This window comes from Kitasatospora sp. NPDC001527 (assembly GCF_040298605.1).
In the GTDB taxonomy this organism is placed as follows: Bacteria; Actinomycetota; Actinomycetes; order Streptomycetales; family Streptomycetaceae; genus Kitasatospora.
Window position 1 is genome coordinate 320,252 of the sequence record NZ_JBEPAM010000002.1, and the last position, 15,875, is coordinate 336,126.

The window sequence follows — 15,875 nt, forward strand, 5'->3', positions numbered from 1 at the left end:
TCGAGGAGGGCTTCCCGCAGGTCGGAGGCGGTTCCGCCGCTCGCCGAAACCCCTGGCAACACTCCCGAAACCGTGATTTGATCTTGAGCTTTCACCGTTTATCGGGTCGTTTCCGGATCGTGATCCGATCTTGGTCGGCCCTTGACCTGAACACGCGGACGTGCCGCCGTCCGGACGCCCCGTCCGCACCTGGCGCGCGACACGAAGGGACCACCCCGTGAGGACGGCATAAGCGAGGTCGATAATCTGAGACCTGACCTTCCGACACGTGACTTAGGAGAAGCCGCCGCCGTGAGCCGCAGCCTTCGACGCGGCAGCATCGCCGCCCTCGCCGCCCTGGCCATCGCCTCGTTGTCCTCCTGCGCCGCCGGGAACACCCCGGAGACCCTGCAGATCAAGCCGGACAACGTGTCCGCCACCCTGGGCACCAACGTCCTGCTGAACAACATCGTCGTGGTCACCGGGGACGAGTCCTCCGGCGAGCACACCGGCCCCGCCAACGTGACGGTGAACATCAGCAACACCGGGTCCGAGGTGCTCGAGCTGCAGGCCGTCACCGTCGCCGGTGGTGCCCCCGCCGCCTTCACCGACGCCACGGGCGCCCCGCTGACCAGCATCTCCGTCCCGGCCGGCGGCGCGGTGCTGCTCGGCGGTCCGGGCAACCCGACCGCCAAGGTCGCCTCCACCACCGTGACCGTGGGCGGCTACGTGGCGACCTCCTTCACGTTCAAGAACCACGAGAAGCTGGACGCCCAGGCCCAGGTCAGCCCGAACAAGGACCTGTACAAGGGCTTCGGCCCGACCGCCCCGGCGGCCGCGCCGACCAAGGCCGCCACCCCGGCCGCGGGTGCCACCACTCCGGCCGCGGGCGCCCACGCCCCGGCCGCCGGCACCACCTCCTCGGCCCCGGCGGTCCCGGCCGCCCACTGAGGCCCGGCGCCGTCGCACCGCAGAGACGCGAACGCCCCTCCGGCCGGTGCCGGAGGGGCGTTCGCGTCGGTGGGGCCGGGAGCCCGGGTTTACGGCTCGAACTTGTAGCCGAGGCCGCGCACCGTGACCAGGTAGCGCGGGGCGCCCGGGTCCGGCTCGATCTTCGCCCGCAGCCGCTTGACGTGGACGTCCAGCGTCTTGGTGTCGCCGACGTAGTCGGCGCCCCAGACCCGGTCGATCAGCTGCATCCGGGTGAGCACCCGGCCGGCGTTGCGCAGCAGCATCTCCAGCAGGTCGAACTCCTTGAGCGGCAGGTCGACCTTGGCGCCGTCCACGGTCACCACGTGCCGGTCGACGTCCATCCGGACCGGGCCCGCCTCCAGCGCGCCGGGGCCGCCGCCGTCGCCGGGGCCCTCGTTCTCGCCGCGGCGGCGCAGCACCGCGCGGATCCGGGCGACCAGCTCACGGGTGGAGTAGGGCTTGGTGACGTAGTCGTCCGCGCCTATCTCCAGACCGACCACCTTGTCGATCTCGCTGTCCTTGGCGGTGACCATGATCACCGGCACGTTGGAGCGCACCCGCAGCTGGCGGCAGACCTCGGTGCCGGGCAGCCCCGGCAGCATCAGGTCGAGCAGGACGAGGTCGGCGCCGTTGCGTTCGAACTGCTCCAGCGCGTCGGGGCCGGTGGCGGCGATGGCCACCTCGAAGCCCTCCTTGCGGAGCATGTACGAGAGGGCGTCGCTGAACGACTCCTCGTCCTCGACCACCAGTACTCGGGTCACGATCAGGCCTCCGGGGCAAGCTGGGGGGTTGTTTCTGACAGGGAATGCGCGGACTCCCCCGCACGGGGGCGGTCCACGGGGGCCTGCCCGGCGGGCAGGCGGAGGGTGAAGGTGGAGCCCTGGCCCTCGACGCTCCACACCGACACGGTGCCGCCGTGCGAGGCGGCCACGTGCTTGACGATGGACAGGCCGAGGCCGGTGCCGCCGGTCTGCCGGGAGCGTGCGGGGTCGACCCGGTAGAACCGTTCGAAGACCCGCTCGCGGTCCTTCTCGGAGATGCCGATGCCCTGGTCGGTCACCGAGATCTCGATGAGCTCGCCGTCGGCCTCGCCCAGCGCGGCGGCGCTGGAGATCCGGCGGGTGGCGATCGCGACCCTGGTCCGCGGCGGGCTGTAGTTGACGGCGTTCTCGACGAGGTTGCCGAGCGCGGCGGCGAGCTGGCCGCGGTTGCCGTGCAGGTAGAGGCCGGCGATGCCGCCGGCCGCGATGAGGATCTGCTTGGCGGCGGCCTGCTGGCGGCAGCGGTCGATCGCCTCGGCGATCAGCTCGTCCACCGCGACCGGCTCCGGGTCGACCATCAGCCGGTCGTCCTGGACCCGGGAGAGGTCGATGATCTCCTGGACCAGGCTGGCCAGCCTGGTCGCCTCGATCTGCATCCGGCCCGCGAAGCGCTGCACCGCCTCCGGGTCGTCGGCCGCGTCCGCGACCGCCTCGGAGAGCAGCGAGAGCGCGCCGACCGGGGTCTTGAGCTCGTGGCTGACGTTGGCCACGAAGTCGCGGCGGACGGCCTCCACCCGGCGGCGCTCGGTCTGGTCCTCGACCAGCACCAGGACCAGCCGGGAGCCCAGCGGGGCGACCCGGGCCGAGACCGCGAGCGGTTCGGCGGCGCGCGCCGCGCCCGGGCGGGGCAGCTCCAGATCGAGCTGGCGGATCTCGCCGTCCCGGCGGGTGGAGCGGGCCAGCGCGAGCAGCTGGTCGACGGCGACCGCGCCGCCGCGCACCAGGCCCATCGCGTACGCCGCCGAGCTGGCCTTGACCACGTCGTCGCTCTCGCCGAGGACGATCGCGCAGGAGCGCAGCACGGAGAGAACGGTGTCGACCCCCGGGGGCAGCGGGGGTTCCTGCGCCGGGAGGCCCTGGTGACGGCCCTGGTTCCGGTTGGTTCCGCCGTACCTGCCCCTGGCCTGCTCGCGCTCGCTCCAACGGAAGGCGATCGAGGCCGTGAGGCCGACGCCGAGCCCGGCTATGGCGCAGGCAGCGGCGGCGGCCACGTTCACGTCCATACCGCCAGCCTAAGCGCACGGTGAGGGCGCTCCCCACGGGCTCGATCAAGGGATCGGCCGCACGTTGCCGAGAATTCACCTTCAGGTAGCTGTCGGTTCACCGAACGGGTCGTGCGTGGTCGCCCGGACGGCCCACAGTGGGCGCCGGAGCCCGTGTGGGAGGGGCGGCCCGGCCAAACGGCCGCCCGTCGCCCCGGGTGTGCGCGTACGATGCGCGCCACCAGCAGCGGCCATCCGTACGTCCTACTGACCGTCGTACCGGATGACCGGTCGGCACCGCCACCGACACAGCTACTGAGGAGAGAGCATGCGCGACGCGTACCACGAGGAACTCGACTCGATCGGCGACAGCCTGGTCGAGATGGCCCGGCTCGTCGGTTCGGCCCTCGGGCGGGCCACCACCGCACTCCTCGACGCGGACCTGGCGCTGGCGGAGAGCGTGATCGCCGCCGACGAGAAGATCAACGACCTGCACCACGAGCTGGAGAACCGGGCGATCGACCTGCTCGCCCGTCAGCAGCCGGTCGCCACCGACCTGCGCATCGTCGTCACCTCGCTGCGGATGAGCTCCGACCTGGAGCGCTGCGGCGACCTCGCCCGGCACGTCGCCAAGGTGGCGCGGCTCCGCTACCCGGCGTCGGCCGTCCCCGGCGACCTGCACGCGACCGTCCTGGAGATGGGTCAGCTCGCCCAGCGGCTGGTGGCCAAGGCCGGCCTGGTGATCGCCACCAAGGACGTCGACAAGGCGCTGGAGCTGGAGCAGGACGACGACGCGATCGACGCGCTGCACCGCGAGCTGTTCGCGCACCTCATCGACGAGCGCTGGCACCACGGCATCGAGACCGCGGTGGACGTCACCCTGGTCGGCCGCTACTACGAGCGCTTCGCCGACCACGCGGTCTCGGTGGCCAAGCGCGTGGTGTACCTGGTGACCGGCGAGCACGTGGAGGAGTTCGTCGCGGCGACCGAGGCCGCCGCCGAGGCGGAGTGACCTCCGGGCGGCCCGCCGTCCCCGGGACGGCCCTTCTTCCCGGGGGTGGGTAAACCCCGGGCCGGGGTGGTGGAGGAGCACGGGAAGCCGTACTCCCCACCACTGCGCGCCCGTTGACGCTCCCTCCGGTCGGCGGTTTCACTCGAATCCGTAGGGCACCGTGGTGTGCCCGCCAGAAGGAGGGGTCAGCACGATGAAGGCACACCCGACCGGCCCGGCATCGGCTCCCGAGACCATCGAAACGCCCGCCCCGAAGCTGCTGCCCGTCCTCGCGGCCGGCTGCGGCTGCGGTCCGGGCTGCGGCTGTGGCTGCCAGTCCGGCGCCCCCTGCCAGTGCGGCGGGGTCGACGGCGGCTGCTGCGGCCACTGAGGGGCCGCCGGGGACCACCCGTTCGTCCCTCCCCCGGTGCCACCGTGGAGCTCCGGGGTGCACGGCTGCCGTGGGAGACGGCCGTGCACCCCGGTCTCCTCACCGCCGGGGCGCCGGCGGGGTCAGCGGGGCGGGTCTCAGAACGTGACGTCCGTGCAGGAGTAGAAGGCGTTGCCGGTGTCCGCGACGTCCCAGACCGCGACGACCACCTGGTGGCCGGTCCGGCCGGAGGGCAGGGTCGCGGTGTGGCTGAGCGTGCTGGGCACCTGGGTGCCGTTGTAGGGGACGTTCAGGAACGGGGTCAGCTCCAGGTTGGCCCGGGTGACCTTCTGCGAGGCGCTGTAGCCGGGCTTGGTCAGGTAGTACCGGAAGCCCGAGGTGGCGTGCCGGGCGGTGAACCGCCAGGTGAAGGTCAGCCGCTGGCCCGCGGAGACGGCGGTGGCCGGCCAGGCGCCGCCGCGCGGGTCGTCCAGCTCGGCGAAGCGGCTGTTGCCTCCGGCACAGATGAGGCCGTCGGCCGGTCCCGAGGCCGGGAAGCCCTTCGGCCCCTCGACGCTCTGCGGCTCCCAGCGGATCGCGCCGCAGTTGGTCACCGTGCCCGCGCCGCAGAGCGCGGCCCGGCTGGGCGGGGTGGTGATGTAGCCGTGCGACTGCGCCGGAAGGGCGACCGCGACCGGCACCGCGAGGGCGGCCACGACGGCTCCGACGACATGACGTGTGCGCATGATGCTCCTCCGTGGGGGTGGATGGAGAGTGCGCCGGGCACGGACACGCGTGCGTGGGGGCCGGCATGCCCGCGCCGGGTCGGCGCTCACACCGTAGGAGCCGCCACCGGGGCCGTCAATGGTCTGAACCATTTCTGCGACACGGCGAACTCACCCCATGCACAGGTGAGTTGAACGCGAAGGGCCCCGCCCCCGAACGGGGAGCGGGGCCCTCGACGGCCGGTGCGGGTTACTTCTTGCCCTGGTTCCTGACCGCCTCGATCGCGGCGGCGGCGGCCTCCGGGTCGAGGTAGCGGCCGCCCGGGACGGTCGGCTTGAAGTCGGCGTCCAGCTCGTAGACCAGCGGGATGCCGGTCGGGATGTTGAGGCCGGCGATCTCGGCGTCGGAGATGCCGTCGAGGTGCTTGACCAGCGCGCGCAGGCTGTTGCCGTGGGCGGTCACCAGGACGGTCCGGCCGGCGGCGAGGTCCGGGACGATGGCGTCGTACCAGTACGGGAGCATCCGCTCGACGACGTCCTTGAGGCACTCGGTGCGCGGACGCAGCTCGCTCGGGATCCCGGCGTAGCGGGCGTCACCGGCCTGCGAGTACTCGGAGTCGTCGGCCAGCACCGGCGGCGGGGTGTCGTAGGAGCGGCGCCAGAGCTGGAACTGCTCCTCGCCGAACTCGGCCAGGGTCTGGGCCTTGTCCTTGCCCTGGAGCGCGCCGTAGTGCCGCTCGTTCAGGCGCCAGCTGCGGCTGACCGGGATCCAGTGGCGGTCGGCCTTGTCCAGGGCGATCTGCGAGGTGCGGATGGCCCGGCGCAGCAGCGAGGTGTGCAGCACGTCCGGGAGGAAGCCCTCGGCGGCGAGCAGCTCGCCACCGCGCGCGGCCTCCTTCTCGCCCTTCTCGTTGAGGTCGACGTCGACCCAACCGGTGAACAGGTTCTTCTGGTTCCACTCGCTCTCACCGTGGCGGAGCAGGATGAGTCGGTACGTCGTGTCAGCCATGGCCCCCAGCTTAGTGGAGCCCGGAAAACCCCTGGTCGGGGCCTCGCCCGGCAGGTAAGGTGTGCTCCGCGCCAGAGACTCTTACCCTCCTGCTGAGCGGTCCTGCCCGTACGGCTCAGCGGACATCCGCCTGCCCGGGAGCCCCCACATGCCCGACTCGCCCCTGCCCACCCGTGCCACCAGAGCCGTCGCCGAGGCGGTGAGCGGGCTTCCGCGCCAGTTCTGGTGGCTGTGGAGCAGCACGCTGATCAACAAGCTCGGCGCGTTCGTGGTCACTTTTCTCGCACTCTACTTGACCACCGACCGGGGCTACTCGGCCTCGTACGCGGGCCTGGTCGCCTCGCTGTTCGGCCTCGGCTCGGCGATCGCCTCCGTCGTCGCCGGCGTGCTGGCGGACCGGATCGGGCGGCGGCCGACGCTGGTCGCCGCCCAGCTCGGCACCGCCCTGTTCACCGCGCTGCTCGGCTTCAGCGACGGGCAGGTGGCCATCGCGGTGGTCGCCTTCCTGGTCGGCTTCTGCAACAACGCCACCCGCCCCGCGACCTCGGCGATCATCGCGGACATCGTGCCGGCCGAGGACCGGGTGCGCGCCTTCTCGCTGAACTACTGGGCGATCAACATCGGCTTCGGCCTCTCCGCGGCGGTCGCCGGACTGATCGCCACCCACGGCTACCTCACGCTCTTCCTGCTGGACGCGCTGTCCACGGTGATCTGCGCGGTGGTCATCTTCGTGCGCATCCCCGAGACCCGGCCCCAGGCGCCCGCCGCGGCCCAGGGCGGACCGAAGGCCCGGCCGGCGATCGGCCTGGCCGAGGTGTTCCGGGACGGCCGCTTCATGGCGGTGGTGGTGCTCAACCTGCTGCTCGCCCTGGTCGCCCAGCAGGGCTCGACCACGCTGGCCGTGGACATGGGCCGGGCCGGCATCACCTCCAGCCAGTACGGCCTGGTGATCGGTCTCAACGGCCTGCTCATCGTGGTGCTCCAGATCCCGGTCACCCGGTGGATGGAGGGGCGGGACCGGACGGCCCTGCTGGTCGCCAGCGCGCTGCTCATCGGCTGGGGCTTCGGGCTGACCGCGCTGGCCGGCTCCTCGGCCTGGTTCTACGCGTTCACCGTGGCGGTCTGGACGCTCGGCGAGATCCTGAACGCGCCGACCATGATGGGCCTGGTCGCCGAGCTGTCCCCGGCCGAGGCGCGCGGCCGCTACCAGGGCGTCTACTCGCTGTCCTGGTCGCTCGCCTCGTTCCTCGGCCCGGCTGCGGGCGGCGTGCTGCTGGAGCGGGCCGGCAGCGGGGTGATGTGGGGGGCGTGCGCGGTGCTCGGCACGCTCGCCGCCGGCGGGTACGTCCTGCTCGGCCGGCGGCCGGGGGCGGCGCTGGCGAAGCCGGCGGCGGTGGCCACCTCGGCGGACGCGGCGGCCCCGGCGGACGCCCGGCCCGCGCCGGCGGCACCGGACACCGCGCGGGCCGCCGAGCCGCAGCGGGCCCCGGCCGGCGGCTGAACCGGAAGCGGCCCCGGCCGGCTACTCGGCCGCCGGGGCCTCCGGCGCCGCGTCCGGGGCCGGGGCGGCGAGGTGGGCGAAGGCCGCCAGGTTGCGGGTCGACTCGCCGCGCTTGGTCCGCCACTCCCACTCCCGCCGGATCGCGGTCGCGAAGCCCAGCTCCAGCAGGGTGTTGAAGGGCTCGTCGGCGTTCTCCAGCACCGTGCCCAGCAGCCGGTCCACGGTGTCCGGGGTCAGCGCCTCCAGCGGCAGCCGGCCCGCCAGGTAGACGTCCCCGAGCCCGTCGACCGCGTACGCCACGCCGTAGAGCCGGGTGTTGCGCTCCAGCAGCCAGCGGTAGACCGCCTCGTGGTTCTCGTCCGGGCGGCGGACCACGAAGGCGTTCACCGAGAGGGTGTGGTCGCCGACCCGCAGGGCACAGGTGGTGCTCAGCTTCCGGGTGCCCGGGAGGGCCGCCACCAGGGTGTACGGATCGGTGGGGGCCGGCTCCCAGGCCACCCCGGCCTCGTCCAGGGCGGTGCGCAGGAGGGTCAGGGCCTCGTCCTTGGTGCGGATTGCCATGGGGGTGACGTTACTCGGCGGTACGCCCCCCGCGCAGTAGCGGATCCGCGGCGACCGGCTCAGACGCGCCGCTGACGCGCCCCGGCCAGCCGGCCGAGCGACCGGACCAGGCTGCCGGCGTACACCTCGGCGGTGGTCGCGGCGGCGGTGTCCCAGCCGAACCCGGCCGCGTGCCGGGCCGCCGCGGCGCCCCGCCGGGCCACCAGCTCAGGGTCGGTGACGTACGGCTCCAGCGCGTGCGACCAGGCCACCGGGTCGTGGCCGCCCACCAGGGTGCCGGTCTCGCCGTCCCGGACGGCGACCGGCAGCCCGCCCACCGCGGCCGCCACCACCGGGGTGCCGCAGGCCTGCGCCTCCAGCGCGACCAGTCCGAACGACTCGCTGTACGAGGGCATCACCAGCGCCGTCGCGGCCCGGTACCACTCGGCGAGCCGCGCCTGGCCCACCGGCGGGTGGAACCGCACCACGTCGCCGATGCCCAGCTGGGCGGCCAGCTTGTGCAGGCTCTCCGGCCGGGCCAGCCCGGTGCCGGACGGGCCGCCGACCACCGGCACCACCAGCCGCTCGCGCAGCTCCGGGCGCCGCTCCAGCAGCTCGGCGACGGCGCGCAGCAGCACGTCCGGGGCCTTCAGCGGCTGGATGCGGCCGGCGAAGAGCAGCACCGCGGCGTCGGCGGGCAGCCCCAGCCGGGCCCGGGCGGCCCGGCGGGCCTCCGCGGTGCCCGCGCCGGCCGGCGCCGAGGGACGGAACACGTCCAGGTTGACGCCCGGGTGGACGACGGCCAGCTGCTCCGGGCGCGCCGCGTAGAAGCGGGCGAGCTCGGCGGCCTCCTCGGTGGTGTTGGCGATCAGCCGGTCGGCCGCCTCCACCACCTGGGTCTCGCCGATCACCCGGGCCGGCGGCTCGGGGGTGTCGCCCTCGGCCAGCGCCGCGTTCTTCACCTTGGCCATGGTGTGCATGGTGTGCACCAGCGGCACGCCCCAGCGCTGGGCGGCCAGCCAGCCGACCTGGCCGGAGAGCCAGTAGTGCGAGTGGACCAGGTCGTAGTGGCCGGGGCGGTGGCCGGCCTCGGTGCGGAGCACGCCGTGGGTGAAGGCGCACAGCTGGGCCGGCAGGTCCTCCTTCACCAGCCCCTCGTACGGGCCCGCCGTGACGTGCCGGACCAGCACGCCCGGGGCCAGCTCCACGGTGGGCGCGTCGTCGGAGCAGATCGCCCGGGTGAACACCTCGACCTCGATGTTGAGCTCGGCCAGCCGCTTGGCCAGCTCCACGATGTAGACGTTCATGCCGCCCGCGTCGCCCGTCCCCGGCTGGTGCAGCGGGGAGGTGTGGACGCTGAGCATGGCTATCCGGCGCGGGCGGCGCCGGCCGCCCTGGACCAGCGACTGGAGCCGGCCGCGCGCGGGCGCGGCCGGCTGGGCACGGCGTACCGAACGGACGGGGTGCTGGATCACCTGGCTGGAGCCTCCTCGTGTACTGCCCGCCTCGGCAGCCCTGCTTGCCTGCCGCCTGCTGTTCTGCCTGCTGTCCGGTGTGTGCGCCGCTCGCCCGCACGCCGCACGGCCACGGCGCCCGTGGCGGCACGCCGGCCGGCTGCCCGTCCGGGCACACATCACCACCAGTCTGCCAACCACGCGATCGCCGACCGGCATTCCCGGGGCTCCGGATGAGATGGGCCGCGCCGCCGGCCCCCGGCCCGGGCCCCGTACCCTGTGGTCCATGGCCGCCTCCCCTCCCGACACCGCGAGCGCGCCCGCCCGCGGACGGGCCGGGCGGCCGGTGGGCACCGTCACCCGCGGCACCACCAACACCAACCGGCTGCGCCGGATGGACCGCTGGATCGCCCACACGCTCGGGCCCGCGCTGCGCTCCGCCGGGCACCCGCCGGTCGCCGTCGACCTCGGGTACGGCGCCGCGCCGTGGACGGCCGTCGAGCTGTCCGGGCGGCTGCGGGCGGTGCGCCCGGACGTCCGGGTGGTCGGGATCGAGATCGAGCCGGCCCGGGTCGCCGCGGCGCTGCCCTACGCGGTGCCGCCGCTGCTGACCTTCCGGCGCGGCGGCTTCGAGGTGCCGCTGGACGGCGGCGCGCCCGCCCAGCTGATCCGGGCCGCCAACGTGCTGCGGCAGTACGACGAGTCGGCGGTGGCCGGGGTCTGGGAGCGGCTGTGCGACCGGCTGGCCCCGGACGGGCTGCTGGTCGAGGGCACCTGCGACGAGATCGGCCGCCGGCACGTCTGGGTGGCGCTCGGCCCGGAGGGGCCGCGGACGGTGACCTTCGCGGCCCGGCTGGGCGGCCTCGGCCAGCCGTCCGACCTGGCCGAACGGCTGCCGAAGGCGCTGATCCACCACAACGTGCCGGGGCGGCCGGTGCACGCGTTCCTGCGCGACTTCGACCGCGCCTGGGCGGCGGCCGCGCCGTACGGGGCGTTCGGCGCCCGGCAGCGCTGGGTGGCGGCGTGCACCTCGCTGGCCGGGGCGTGGCCGCTGGTGGACGCGCGGGGGCGGTGGCGGCAGGGCGAGGTCACCCTGCCGTGGACGGCGCTGGCCCCGTAGCCCGCCCGGGCGTCCGTGCCCGGGTCCCTGGTTTCACTCGAACGAGTTATCGAATATCTCTGGCGTGTTGACGCCTCGTCACGCCACCATGGGACCCGACCGCGGACTCACTCCCGCCCGGTCAGCCCCAGCTCCCGCCCGACGCCCGCGAACACCTCGAACATCTCCGACCCGAACAGCACGAACCGCACCTCCTCCGGTCCGCCGCCCGGCTCCGCCGTCACCGCCGCGACGGTGCCCAGCGCGATCCTGGCCGCATCCGCCGGCGGCCACCCGAAGATCCCGGCCGACACGGCCGGGAAGGCCACCGTGCGCGCACCCAGCTCCGCCGCCACCCGGAGCGACTCGCGATAGCAGGAGGCCAGCAGCTCCGCCCGCCCCTCGTACTCGTCCGCCAGGTAGACCGGCCCCACGGTGTGCACCACCCAGTGGGCCGGCAGGTCGCCGGCCGTGGTCGCCACCGCCTGCCCGGTGGGCAGCCCCCGCCCGTACCGCGAGGCCCGCAGCCCGCGGCACTCCTCCAGGATCCGCGGCCCGCCCCGGCGGTGGATCGCACCGTCCACCCCACCACCGCCCAGCAGGGAGGAATTCGCCGCGTTCACCACGACGTCCACCTGCTGCGCCGTGATGTCACCCTCGACCAGAGTGATCCGCGTCACCACCGCACACCTCTCTCCATGCCCGCCCCGACGGCGTCGGACCGGGCCCCCGCTCGTACCCGCCCCACCCATCCAACACACCGCCACCGGCGTGGCGCCAGCCACAACGGAGCCGGTCGGTCAGAGAAATCCCCGGAGATCACGTTATGGTCGCGAGAAGTTCCCCGACGCAGGGTGCCACGCGGGCACTGCGGACGGACGCCGGCCGTTACGCATGCGGGGAAAGGGAGGATCAGCCGATGCCCGCAACGGGAGACGGGCGGGTACCTGCTGCCGCGGACCCGCCGGGCGCCCAGCACGGTGCCCGCTCCGGGACGGCCCGCGAACGGTCCGGCCACGAACGGTCCGCCCGTGACCGCTCCCCCGCACCGGCCCGGCACCCGGCCGGCCCGGCCACGGCCCCCGCGCCGATACCCCATCCCCGGTCGAACACCGCCCCCGCGGGCCCGTCCCCCGCGCCGGCCGCCCCGCTCAAGCTGCTGGTGATCGAGGACGACGCCACCGACGCCCAGCTGCTCAAGGCCGCGGTCGCCGACAGCGGCGCCCCGATCGAGATCCACTGGACCCGCGGCCTCGACCAGGCCTTCGCCCTGCTCGCCCCCGCCGCGTCCGGCTCCCGGCGCGGCCGACCGCGCACCCCCGACGCCGCCCGCGGCGACTTCAGCTGCGTCCTGCTCGACCTCGCCGCCCCCGCCGACCTGCCGCACCCCTCGGACCCCTCGGACGGCCTGGAGGGCCTGCACGAACTGCTCCGCCGGGCCCCGCACACCGCCGTCGTGGTCCTCACCGACGCCGCCGGCGCCGAACTCGGCGCCGCCGCCGTGGCCGCCGGCGCCCAGGACTTCCTGGTCAAGAACGAGACGGACGGCCCGCTGCTGGCCCGCGCCCTGCGCTACGCCGTCGAGCGCAAGCGCGCCGACGAGTCGCAGCGCCGGCTGGTCGAGGCCGAGCTGCGCGGCCAGGAGAACGCCCGCCTGCAGCGCCATCTGCTGCCCACCCCGCTGCTCGACGGCGCCAACCTCTCCTTCACCCGCCGCTACCGCCCGGGCCGGCGCCGCGCCCTGCTCGGCGGCGACTTCTACGACGCGGTCCGCACCGAGGACGGCACCGTCCACGTGGTGATCGGCGACGTCTGCGGCCACGGCCCCGACGAGGCCGCGCTCGGCGTGGCCCTGCGGATAGCGTGGCGCACCCTGGTCTTCGCCGGCCTCACCGGCGAGACCCTGCTGACCACCCTGCAGCACGTGCTGGAACACGAACGGCGCAGCGACGAGATCTTCGCGACGCTCTGCATGCTGAGCATCGAGCCGGGCGACCCCGACGCCCCGCAGACCCCCGAACGGGCCCGGCTCCACCTGGCCGGCCACCCGCCGCCGCTGCTGCTCGGCGAGGACCACAGCCCGATCGGCCTGCCCGCCGAGCACGCCGGCCCCGCGCTCGGCCTGCTGCCCTGCGACGACGGCCTGGCCGTCTGGCCGGCCCACCGGTTCGAGCTGCTCCCCGGCTGGCGGCTGCTGCTCTACACCGACGGGCTGATCGAGGGCCGGATCGGCGCCGGCTCCCGCCGCCTCGGCCAGGACGGCCTGGCCGACCTCATCGGCGACCACCAGTCCGCCGGGCTCACCCGGGGCCGGCTGGTCGACAGCGCGATCGCCGAGGTCGAGGAGCTGAACGGCGGCGCCCTGACGGACGACGTCGCGGTGCTGCTGCTGGAGCGCAACCCGGCGCAGCACCTGCTGGGCTAGGGCGCGTCCGACCGTCCGCGGCGGATCGCCGCACGCCCGGCGGGACTGGTCGGACACGCCCTGGTACGGCGGAGCCCCGGCGCCCGTGCGGTGGAAACCGCCGGGTGCCGGGGCTCGCTGGTCCCGCCGTCACCAGGGCCCGTACGGCCCCATGTTCCGCTGGTCGCGGCCGCCGCCCCGGTTGGTCAGCGCCCGGATCGCCGGGCGGACGTCGACCACGTAGACGATCGCGGCGACCAGGCCCGCCAGGGTCAGGAAGCTGGTCATGAAGTTCGCGCCGAACAGCAGGTCCAGCCCGAACGCGATGCCGAGGATCGCGAGCCAGAAGCCCTTGGTCTTCTTGTCGGCCGCCCGGTAGGCGTCCTCCGGCCTGGTGGCGGCGTCGATCAGCGCGAACAGCTTGTAGCCCAGGATGGCGACGGCCAGCCACCAGAACGGATTCAGGTAGTCCAGGAACAGGATCTGGGCCACTCCGCCCATCACGGCCTCCTCGTCTCGCTGCGGCACCCCGTCCGCCCATCCTGGCACGGCGGGGCGTCCGCCAAGGGGTCAACGGCCCGGCGGCGCCGGATGCGCCCCGGGGTCCTTCCCGGCTACTGCGCGGTCTTGCGGGACCGGCCGCGCTTCGGGGCGGCGGGCGCCTCGTCCTCGACCAGCTCGCCCTCGACCAGCTCGCCCTCGGCCGCCTCGGCGTCGACCCGCTCGGCGACCGCCTCGCCGGCACCGTCCTCGGCGCCGCGCCCGCGCTCGACCGCGACCTTGCCGCGCTCGGCCAGCCCGTCGTAGGTCTCCTTGGCCTTCACCGCCAGCTCGACGGCCCGGCCGACCTGCTGGAGCGCGAAGGTCTGGGCCTTCTCCTGCAGGACCTTGAGGTCGGCCGGCAGCGCGGTGACCGTGCCGGCGACCCTGGACTGTGCCTCGGCCAGCCGGGCGGCGGCCTTCTCCTGGGTGCCCTTGCGGTCGGCCGCGAGCGCCTCGACCCGGCCCGGCACCTCCCGCAGCTTCTCGTAGGCGAGCTCCCCGGCGCCGGCGAGGGCGTACAGCGGGGTCGGGTCGGTCAGGGTCTTCTTGATCTCGTCCGTGATCGGCACGGCCGGTCCTCCCGTGGGGTCTAGGGTGCCTTGCTCTCGTGCGCGTCCACGCTCCCGCCCGCACCCTCGTCCGCGCCGGCCGGCTTCCCGGCGGCGTTCTCCTTGAGGAAGGCGTCGTAGACCGCGAGCAGCGCCTGCTTCTGCTGCTCGTTGATCAGCGGATCGGCCAGGATCGAGGCCCGCAGTTCCAAGCCCTCACCGCGCCGTTCCTCCAGGATCCCGGCCTGGACGTAGAGCGTCTCCGCCGAGATCCGCAGCGCCTTGGCGATCTGCTGCAGGATCTCCGCGCTCGGCTTGCGCAACCCTCGCTCGATCTGGCTGAGGTAGGGGTTGGACACGCCGGCGGCCTCCGCCAGCTGACGCAGCGAGTACTGCGCGTTGCGCCGCTGTTCGCGGATGTACTCGCCGAGCGAGCCGACGTTCAGTGAGGCCATGCGACCACCCTGCCCCACGCCGCTTGCAGATGCAAGCGCGGCGCTAGCAGCAGCAAACACCCGGGTGCCGGCCGTGCCGTGCCCGGGTCAGGCCGGCAGGCGCACCGGCATGAGGACGGTGAAGGTACCGGGCCGGCCGGGGGTGCGGACGGCGAGCGGGGCGACGGGACCGCCGAGTTCGAGGACGAGCTGGCCCGGCACGCCGGCCGGGAGGGCCTCCAGCAGGAAGTCGCGGTTGACCGCGACGCGCAGGGCGTCCGGATCCGGGGCCGGGGCGCCGTCGCCGGGGGCGGCGACGGTGAGGCGGCCGGACTCGTCGACGGTCAGGACGGCGACCTCGCAGGCGGCGCCGTCCGGGCCGGACGGCAGGCTGCGGGTCGGGGCGGAGGCGAGTGCCGCGCGCAGGTCGGCGGCGGGCAGGCCGACCCGCTGGACGGGCTCCAGCCGGACGAGCGCGCGGTAGTCGGGGTAGTCGTGGTCGAGCGGGGCGCCCTCGATCCGGTGGCCGTCCACCGCGGCGCGCACCGCCGGGCCGCCGAGCACCAGTTCCACCTCCCCGGCGGCGGAGCCGAGCAGCGCGCGCAGGGCGTCGGCCAGCGCGGTGGGCACGATCGCGGCGGCGGAGGCACCGGCGTCGGAGGCGTCGAAGGCGCCAGCGTCGGAGGCGCCAGCGTCGGAGGAGATGGCGTCGGCGGGCACCTCGGCGAGGGCCATCCGGTAGCGGTCGGTGGCGACCAGCCGCAGCAGGCCGCCGTCCAGGTCGAACAGCACGCCGGACAGGACCGGCATCCCGGGGTCGCTGCCGACGGCGAACCGCACCGCGTCCAGGGCCTCGGCCAGCGCGCGGGCGGGAACGGTGAAGCGGTGCTCGGCGGGGGCGGTGGTCATCGGGTTCTCCCTCTGGTCGATCAGCCGTCGGATCAGGGAGAGCTCCCGGCGCGCGTCGGCGAGGCCGTCCTCCAGCCGGCACTGGTGCGCGTCGAGCACCCGCCGGGCGGCGCCGCTGCCGGGGGCCGCGCCGAGCACGGCCCGGATGCCGGCCAGGGGCAGGCCCACCCGGCGCAGCCGGGCGAGCAGCCGGGCGTCGGCGAGCTGTTCGGGCGCGTACCAGCGATAGCCGGTGCGCGGGTCGACCCGCGCGGGGGCGAGCACGTCGGCGCCGTCGTAGAAGCGCAGGGCGCTCACGCTCAGACCGCTGTCGCGGGCCAGCTCTCCGATGCTGCGCAGGTCGCTCTCCATGCCGGGGACTCTGGGGCCTCGAC

General features: G+C 74.6%; 17 protein-coding genes. 6 read left to right on the top strand and 11 right to left on the bottom strand.

Going from position 1 to position 15,875, the window contains the following annotated elements:
- Window positions 1–291 precede the first annotated feature (291 nt).
- Window positions 292–930 carry a DUF461 domain-containing protein gene (locus ABT238_RS03270; RefSeq protein ID WP_350755393.1) on the top strand — a complete coding sequence of 213 codons (639 nt, stop codon included), beginning with the start codon at window positions 292–294 and terminating at the stop codon, window positions 928–930.
- A gap of 89 nt (window positions 931–1,019) precedes the next feature.
- Here ABT238_RS03270 and phoP read toward each other — a convergent pair whose 3' ends face one another.
- Window positions 1,020–1,712 carry a two-component system response regulator PhoP gene (gene phoP / locus ABT238_RS03275; RefSeq protein ID WP_030305055.1) on the bottom strand — a complete coding sequence of 231 codons (693 nt, stop codon included), beginning with the start codon at window positions 1,710–1,712 and terminating at the stop codon, window positions 1,020–1,022.
- Between the two features lie 2 nt (window positions 1,713–1,714).
- A complete protein-coding gene (gene phoR / locus ABT238_RS03280; protein ID WP_350564525.1) occupies window positions 1,715–2,995 on the bottom strand; it encodes a two-component system sensor histidine kinase PhoR in 1,281 nt (426 codons plus the stop codon).
- A gap of 307 nt (window positions 2,996–3,302) precedes the next feature.
- Between phoR and phoU the strand changes: the two genes are divergently transcribed.
- Both phoU and ABT238_RS03290 read left to right on the top strand, forming a co-directional pair.
- Window positions 3,303–3,986 carry a phosphate signaling complex protein PhoU gene (gene phoU, locus ABT238_RS03285; RefSeq protein WP_350564527.1) on the top strand — a complete coding sequence of 228 codons (684 nt, stop codon included), beginning with the start codon at window positions 3,303–3,305 and terminating at the stop codon, window positions 3,984–3,986.
- Between the two features lie 193 nt (window positions 3,987–4,179).
- The gene (locus ABT238_RS03290) at window positions 4,180–4,356 is read left to right on the top strand and encodes a hypothetical protein (RefSeq protein WP_350564528.1); all 177 of its coding nucleotides are present in this window, start codon (window positions 4,180–4,182) and stop codon (window positions 4,354–4,356) included.
- 137 nt (window positions 4,357–4,493) lie between these two features.
- On the opposite strand, the gene ABT238_RS03295 is transcribed toward ABT238_RS03290, so the two are convergent.
- Window positions 4,494–5,081 carry a lytic polysaccharide monooxygenase gene (locus tag ABT238_RS03295; RefSeq protein ID WP_350564530.1) on the bottom strand — a complete coding sequence of 196 codons (588 nt, stop codon included), beginning with the start codon at window positions 5,079–5,081 and terminating at the stop codon, window positions 4,494–4,496.
- Between the two features lie 229 nt (window positions 5,082–5,310).
- The gene (locus ABT238_RS03300) at window positions 5,311–6,069 is read right to left on the bottom strand and encodes a phosphoglyceromutase (RefSeq protein ID WP_350564545.1); all 759 of its coding nucleotides are present in this window, start codon (window positions 6,067–6,069) and stop codon (window positions 5,311–5,313) included.
- 148 nt (window positions 6,070–6,217) lie between these two features.
- Between ABT238_RS03300 and ABT238_RS03305 the strand changes: the two genes are divergently transcribed.
- A complete protein-coding gene (locus tag ABT238_RS03305; protein WP_350755395.1) occupies window positions 6,218–7,570 on the top strand; it encodes an MDR family MFS transporter in 1,353 nt (450 codons plus the stop codon).
- 21 nt (window positions 7,571–7,591) lie between these two features.
- Here ABT238_RS03305 and ABT238_RS03310 read toward each other — a convergent pair whose 3' ends face one another.
- Window positions 7,592–8,131, bottom strand: a complete 540-nt coding sequence (locus ABT238_RS03310; protein WP_350755397.1) for a type III secretion system chaperone family protein — start codon at window positions 8,129–8,131, stop codon at window positions 7,592–7,594.
- Between the two features lie 59 nt (window positions 8,132–8,190).
- Complete coding sequence (gene mshA / locus ABT238_RS03315; RefSeq protein WP_502891390.1) at window positions 8,191–9,582, bottom strand: D-inositol-3-phosphate glycosyltransferase; 1,392 nt, start codon at window positions 9,580–9,582, stop codon at window positions 8,191–8,193.
- A gap of 268 nt (window positions 9,583–9,850) precedes the next feature.
- On the opposite strand from mshA, the gene ABT238_RS03320 reads away from it, so the two are divergent.
- Window positions 9,851–10,684, top strand: coding sequence for a class I SAM-dependent methyltransferase (locus ABT238_RS03320; RefSeq protein WP_350564548.1), 834 nt, complete (start codon window positions 9,851–9,853; stop codon window positions 10,682–10,684).
- Between the two features lie 107 nt (window positions 10,685–10,791).
- Here ABT238_RS03320 and ABT238_RS03325 read toward each other — a convergent pair whose 3' ends face one another.
- On the bottom strand, window positions 10,792–11,343 hold the full coding sequence (locus ABT238_RS03325) for an O-acetyl-ADP-ribose deacetylase (protein ID WP_350755399.1): 552 nt from the start codon (window positions 11,341–11,343) through the stop codon (window positions 10,792–10,794).
- Window positions 11,344–11,582: 239 nt separating this feature from the next.
- Here ABT238_RS03325 and ABT238_RS03330 point away from each other — a divergent pair, with 239 nt between their 5' ends.
- Window positions 11,583–13,088: a PP2C family protein-serine/threonine phosphatase gene (locus ABT238_RS03330; RefSeq protein WP_350564552.1), complete on the top strand. Its 1,506-nt coding sequence runs from the start codon at window positions 11,583–11,585 to the stop codon at window positions 13,086–13,088.
- A gap of 129 nt (window positions 13,089–13,217) precedes the next feature.
- Here ABT238_RS03330 and ABT238_RS03335 read toward each other — a convergent pair whose 3' ends face one another.
- The 4 genes from ABT238_RS03335 to ABT238_RS03350 form a co-directional block, all read right to left on the bottom strand.
- Complete coding sequence (locus ABT238_RS03335) at window positions 13,218–13,568, bottom strand: DUF2516 family protein (protein WP_350564661.1); 351 nt, start codon at window positions 13,566–13,568, stop codon at window positions 13,218–13,220.
- Window positions 13,569–13,681: 113 nt separating this feature from the next.
- Window positions 13,682–14,179 (bottom strand): hypothetical protein, encoded by a 498-nt coding sequence (locus tag ABT238_RS03340; protein ID WP_350564554.1) that lies wholly within the window; start codon window positions 14,177–14,179, stop codon window positions 13,682–13,684.
- Window positions 14,180–14,199: 20 nt separating this feature from the next.
- On the bottom strand, window positions 14,200–14,613 hold the full coding sequence (locus ABT238_RS03345) for a helix-turn-helix domain-containing protein (protein ID WP_350755400.1): 414 nt from the start codon (window positions 14,611–14,613) through the stop codon (window positions 14,200–14,202).
- Between the two features lie 87 nt (window positions 14,614–14,700).
- On the bottom strand, window positions 14,701–15,852 hold the full coding sequence (locus ABT238_RS03350; RefSeq protein ID WP_350755401.1) for a DNA polymerase III subunit beta family protein: 1,152 nt from the start codon (window positions 15,850–15,852) through the stop codon (window positions 14,701–14,703).
- Window positions 15,853–15,875 lie beyond the last annotated feature (23 nt).

Bases quoted from the DNA above. Each gene is read 5' to 3' on its own strand.
- ABT238_RS03300 (WP_350564545.1), bottom strand. From the start codon at position 6,069: ATGGCTGACACGACGTACCGACTCATCCTGCTCCGCCACGGTGAGAGC.
- phoR (WP_350564525.1), bottom strand. From the start codon at position 2,995: ATGGACGTGAACGTGGCCGCCGCCGCTGCCTGCGCCATAGCCGGGCTC.
- ABT238_RS03310 (WP_350755397.1), bottom strand. From the start codon at position 8,131: ATGGCAATCCGCACCAAGGACGAGGCCCTGACCCTCCTGCGCACCGCC.
- ABT238_RS03295 (WP_350564530.1), bottom strand. From the start codon at position 5,081: ATGCGCACACGTCATGTCGTCGGAGCCGTCGTGGCCGCCCTCGCGGTG.
- ABT238_RS03335 (WP_350564661.1), bottom strand. From the start codon at position 13,568: ATGGGCGGAGTGGCCCAGATCCTGTTCCTGGACTACCTGAATCCGTTC.
- ABT238_RS03345 (WP_350755400.1), bottom strand. From the start codon at position 14,613: ATGGCCTCACTGAACGTCGGCTCGCTCGGCGAGTACATCCGCGAACAG.
- ABT238_RS03320 (WP_350564548.1), top strand. From the start codon at position 9,851: ATGGCCGCCTCCCCTCCCGACACCGCGAGCGCGCCCGCCCGCGGACGG.
- ABT238_RS03305 (WP_350755395.1), top strand. From the start codon at position 6,218: ATGCCCGACTCGCCCCTGCCCACCCGTGCCACCAGAGCCGTCGCCGAG.
- phoU (WP_350564527.1), top strand. From the start codon at position 3,303: ATGCGCGACGCGTACCACGAGGAACTCGACTCGATCGGCGACAGCCTG.
- ABT238_RS03350 (WP_350755401.1), bottom strand. From the start codon at position 15,852: ATGGAGAGCGACCTGCGCAGCATCGGAGAGCTGGCCCGCGACAGCGGT.
- ABT238_RS03330 (WP_350564552.1), top strand. From the start codon at position 11,583: ATGCCCGCAACGGGAGACGGGCGGGTACCTGCTGCCGCGGACCCGCCG.
- ABT238_RS03290 (WP_350564528.1), top strand. From the start codon at position 4,180: ATGAAGGCACACCCGACCGGCCCGGCATCGGCTCCCGAGACCATCGAA.